The organism is Delftia sp. ZNC0008 (genome assembly GCF_000799035.1).
GTDB classification, from domain to species: domain Bacteria; phylum Pseudomonadota; class Gammaproteobacteria; order Burkholderiales; family Burkholderiaceae_C; genus Comamonas; species Comamonas tsuruhatensis.
This window is the reverse complement of sequence record NZ_JTKZ01000074.1, coordinates 1-3,157: the sequence shown is the minus strand read 5'-3', so window position 1 is coordinate 3,157 and position 3,157 is coordinate 1. Positions and strand designations below refer to the sequence as shown.

Annotated in this window: 4 protein-coding genes; 2 read left to right on the top strand and 2 right to left on the bottom strand. The window is 68.6% G+C overall.

The features are described from left to right. Both L995_RS02750 and L995_RS02745 read left to right on the top strand, forming a co-directional pair. On the top strand, positions 1-227 hold a 227-nt coding region (locus L995_RS02750; protein WP_047468914.1), incomplete at its 5' end, for a helix-turn-helix domain-containing protein. 75 nt (positions 228-302) lie between these two features. Then, positions 303-968, top strand: coding sequence for a glutathione S-transferase family protein (locus L995_RS02745; protein ID WP_016452790.1), 666 nt, complete (start codon positions 303-305; stop codon positions 966-968). A gap of 43 nt (positions 969-1,011) precedes the next feature. Here L995_RS02745 and L995_RS02740 read toward each other — a convergent pair whose 3' ends face one another. Then, on the bottom strand, positions 1,012-1,704 hold the full coding sequence (locus tag L995_RS02740; protein WP_016450027.1) for an HAD family hydrolase: 693 nt from the start codon (positions 1,702-1,704) through the stop codon (positions 1,012-1,014). 99 nt (positions 1,705-1,803) lie between these two features. Then, positions 1,804-2,853, bottom strand: a complete 1,050-nt coding sequence (locus tag L995_RS02735; RefSeq protein WP_047468912.1) for a hypothetical protein — start codon at positions 2,851-2,853, stop codon at positions 1,804-1,806. Positions 2,854-3,157: the final 304 nt, after the last annotated feature.

Genomic DNA, 3,157 nt, shown 5'->3' with positions numbered 1-3,157 from the left:
GCCTGCACCGCCAGCTCAAGGAAGAAGGCGCCTCGCTGCAGGCGCTCAAGGACGAGGTGCGGCGCGAGCGTGCCGTGGCCCTGCTGCTGCGCACCAGCCGGCCCATCAAGCGCATCGCCCAGTCCTGCGGGTTTCTCAACGACAAGAGCTTCATCCGCGCCTTCCGGCTGTGGACGGGGCTGTCACCCTCCGAATTCCGCAAGAGCGCGCGAGCCCGGCCCGAGTGAGGGCCGCGCGCATCCTGGCGCGATTTGCATCCTGCGCGACTGCCGCCGTCCGCGCATCTGGCCTAGGCTTTGCGCATGCACCATCTCCACCACTGCGTCAGCGCGCGCTCCTTCCGCGCGCTGTGGATGCTCGAAGAACTGCAGCTTCCCTACACGCTGCACATGCTGCCGTTTCCGCCGCGCGTGCTGCAGCGCAGCTACCTGGAACTCAACCCGCTGGGCACGGTGCCGCTGCTACGCCACGGCGAGGCCAGGCTGACCGAGTCAGCCGCCATCTGCGAATACCTGGCCGCCCTGCACCCCGGGGCGGGCCTGTCCGTGCAGCCGCAGGAGGCAGACTTCGCCGCCTACCTCAACTGGCTGCACATGAGCGATGCCACGCTGACCTTCCCGCAGACCCTGGTGCTGCGCTACACCCACTTCGAGCCAGCCGAACGGCGCCAGCCCCAGGTGGCCCAGGACTACCAGCGCTGGTTCCTTGCGCGGCTGCGCGCGGTGGAGCAGGCCGTGGAACAGCGCCACTGGCTCGCGGCAGACCGCTTCACCGCTGCCGACGTGGCCGTGGGCTATGCGCTGATGCTGTCGGCGCACCTGGAGATGGAGCCGCAATGGGGGCCTGCCACCCAGGCCTACTGGCAGCGCCTGCAGCAGCGGCCCGCCTTCCAGCGGGCGCTGCAGGCCGAGCAGCAGGCAGCGCGTGCGCAGGCCGTGGACGAGACGCCTTCGCCGCAGCTGCGCTAGGGCCGGCTCAGGCTCAGGCTCAGGCTCAGGCTCAGGCTCAGGCTCAAGCGCTGGCGCTGGCCTGCCCGATGGCGCGCAGCATGGCCGGCAGCTCGCCCATGTCGCCGAATACGCAGCTGGCGCCGGCCTCGAGCAGTTGCTCGGCCGATGCGTGGCCCTGGTCGGCCGGGAAGTAGCCCCAGACCGTGGCGCCTGCGGCCACGCCGGCGGTGACGCCGGTCACCGTGTCCTCGATGACCAGGCAGCGCGCCGGCTCCACGCCCAGTGCGGCGGCGGCTGCCAGGTACACATCGGGAAAGGGCTTGCTGCGCGGCAGCTCATGGCCGCTGAAGACGCGGCCCTCGAAATACGGGGCCATGCCGACCTGGGCCAGCTGCATCTCCACCTTGGCGCGGTCCGCGCCCGAGGCGCAGGCGATGCGGCCAGCGCACAGCGCATGGGATTGGCTGACGGCGGACAGCGCGCCGTCAATGGCCACCAGCTCGGCGCGCAGCGCGGCGTTGCGGCGCTCGTAGAAGGCGGCCATCCATGCGTCGGTCAGCGGCTTGCCGGTGCGCGCCTCGATCAGCGCGGCCTGGCTGCGCACGGTCTTGCCGATGAATTCGCGCAGGCATTCCTCGGTGCTGATGGGCCAGCCCGATTCATTGAGCATGGTGCACAGCACGCGGTTGGTGATGGATTCACTGTCGACGAGCACGCCGTCACAGTCGAAGAGCACGGCCTCGAAAGCAGTCATGGATGGATTCTCGAAACAAACTGAGCAAGGGCGCCCTGGGGCGCCCTTGCTGCGGAAAATGGCCGGATTATGCGCCGGCCGCGCATGCCTGTGCCCTGCTCAGGGGAAGGAGGCACCGGCCAGCGGATGCACCATGCGGCGGACATTGCGCACCGAGATGGAATGGAACCGGCCATCGTCGGTGACCACGTCGCCGAAGGCGAAGAAGCCTTCGGCCGCATTGCGGTTGAACTGCTCCAGGCGCTGCGCGAGGCTGGCGTTGTTGGACACGGATTCGAGGCGGTACTCGATGGCGCCCTGCTGGTCGCCGCTCTTTTCGTACAGCTGCACGCCTTCGGTATTGCCCCGCAGCACCAGGGCGCCGCGCAGCAGGTGGCCCTTGGCCCCCATCTCGTCCAGGCGCTGCTTCAGCGCCGTGCCGTTGGCCATGCCGAAGGGCGCGGCCAATGCGAACACCGCGTACTCGAAGGCCGGCGCCTTGGAGTCCTTGACGTAGAGGTTGAACATCTCGTTGCCCGAGATCAGCGGGCCCATGTAGCGGAAACCCCGGCCGCTCATCTCGGCCAGTTGCTGCGTGAAGCCCGACGTGTCCAGCGCACCCACGGCGGGGCGCGTCTCGTAGCTGTAGGTGGCTGCGGCGCTGCTGCTGCGCACATAGAGGTTGCGCAGGTCCTGCGTGCTGCTGGGGAACGCCATGCCGGACTTGTACAGGTAGCCTTGCGCACCCTGTGCGTTGAGCTGGGCCACCAGGGCCGAGACGCCCGCCACATCGGGCACCATGCGGTAGTCCAGGCGCGTGCCGGTGTGGGCCGTGTCGGTGACGTAGAAGTCACCGATGGGAACGGGGAAGGCGGTACCGCCCGAGGCCAGGCTGTAGGTGAAGGCATAGCCCTGCGCCCCCAGCGCGTTCATGGCGGACAGGGCCGCGTCGAAGTTCTCCGCACCGGTCTCCATGCGGTACTGGCCGGTCACCGGCGTGGGCGTGCCGCCGGGGTTGCCGGGCGTACCGGGGTTGCCAGGATTTCCGCCATTGCCGGGATCTCCGCCGCCCGGCTCTCCCGATCCACCACCGCCGCCGCCGCCACAGGCGGCCAGGGCTCCCAGAAGCATCAATGCCGCGCTGCGGCGCGTGAGCTGTACCATCTTCATGACTATCTCCCCTTCTCGTTGAATACATGCCCGTTCCATGCGGAATCTCAGGGCATCGGCGGCGATTTTGGGGAGTTGGCCGACATCCGGTCACCCCCCGGCCGGGGGGTAATCGTTACGATGTGCGCAAGGTGTATCCGGGCGCGCCCTGGCGCTCCAGCCCTTTCGACATGCCTTCGCGCGGACCATGCACAGCCATTCCCTCCTGACCGATTCCTCCTGTCTCCAATCGGGGCGCTATGCCCTGGTGATCGACGACCACCCGCTGACGGCCATGGGCGTGTCCGAGTTCCTGAAAACGCGG

Bases quoted from the DNA above. Each gene is read 5' to 3' on its own strand.
- L995_RS02745 (WP_016452790.1), top strand. From the start codon at position 303: ATGCACCATCTCCACCACTGCGTCAGCGCGCGCTCCTTCCGCGCGCTG.
- L995_RS02740 (WP_016450027.1), bottom strand. From the start codon at position 1,704: ATGACTGCTTTCGAGGCCGTGCTCTTCGACTGTGACGGCGTGCTCGTC.
- L995_RS02735 (WP_047468912.1), bottom strand. From the start codon at position 2,853: ATGAAGATGGTACAGCTCACGCGCCGCAGCGCGGCATTGATGCTTCTG.